The organism is Undibacterium sp. GW821-FHT11H02, assembly GCF_058808015.1.
Window position 1 is genome coordinate 1 of the sequence record NZ_JBXARG010000051.1, and the last position, 1,056, is coordinate 1,056.

Genomic DNA, 1,056 nt, shown 5'->3' on the forward strand with positions numbered 1-1,056 from the left:
AGCGGACACTATACACTTGAGCAAGTAGGTAGCCATTTCGGAGTGAGCTACGCGACGGTTAGTCGGGCTGTGAAACATAAGGAAAGTCGAGTTGATTGATTATTAAATGTCAAACGTAAGGCCTGAACCATTTTCTATTCTCTCTTGCGAAAATCCACATTATCAAATCTTATGAATCGTTTAAGCAATTTACTCCTACTGTTTGCCTTATTAGCCCTTACTTCATGTTTCGAACAGGCAGAATTTAAGCCATTTGTTTCGAAGGACGGGAGGTTTGAAATCGCATCACCAACACCGATGCAGTACAAGTCACAATTAAGTCACTTCGACAATGGCGAGGTCATCATGCATTCTTATGCGGGTGAACGAGATGGTGTGGTGTACACCATCAACTATTTTGACATACCAGAAGTTATTAGCGATGAGTGGCGGCGTGCCGCCACTTCACCTTACGAAATTCCCACACTTGAAAGTATGTTGAAGGCAAATGCTTGGGTTGCTGAAGCAAGAAAAGGGGATGAAGTAAAAATATCTGAAACGGAAGTGGCGCGTGGCGAACATTTCGCCGCGACGACAAAAGGCAAAACACAGAATCTCTACATCCGGGTCTTGTGGATCGGAAATCGCTTTTATCAAGTAATGGTGGGCTACCCGCCTCAGCCGTCTTATCAACAAGAAATGAATGCAAAGAAATTCGTTTGGTCACTGAAGCTCCATTCTGGAACAATTGTGGTCGGAACAAATTAGACAGGGGCACGCCGCATCTATTCTAATTTCGTTAACCGCCGTTGCCATGGAGTGCCTGGTTGAAATAGAGGGTTTAGCGGGACGCTGTTTGCCTGGTGAAAGGTTTGAAACAGTGGATATTAATTTGATCACCGAAGCCCGGGGTCATGCCTTACATTTAGCGCCTCATTCGCATCAAAACTATCTCGAAACGTGCATCCGTCTTCATCGCAAATCCTAATGGAAATTCTGGGTTTAACGACCGATTGGGTTCTGGGTGGATTTGCTAAGACAAAGAATATCGCACAGCAGCGCTATCGTGAATTTGTA

At 44.7% G+C, this 1,056-nt stretch carries 1 protein-coding gene; it reads left to right on the forward strand.

Going from position 1 to position 1,056, the window contains the following annotated elements:
• The first annotated feature begins 171 nt into the window (after positions 1–171).
• Complete coding sequence (locus AC1RR2_RS20900; protein WP_493224219.1) at positions 172–747, forward strand: hypothetical protein; 576 nt, start codon at positions 172–174, stop codon at positions 745–747.
• Positions 748–1,056 lie beyond the last annotated feature (309 nt).

Excerpts from the sequence above, each read along its gene's own strand:
- AC1RR2_RS20900 (WP_493224219.1), top strand. The coding sequence starts at position 172 with ATGAATCGTTTAAGCAATTTACTCCTACTGTTTGCCTTATTAGCCCTT.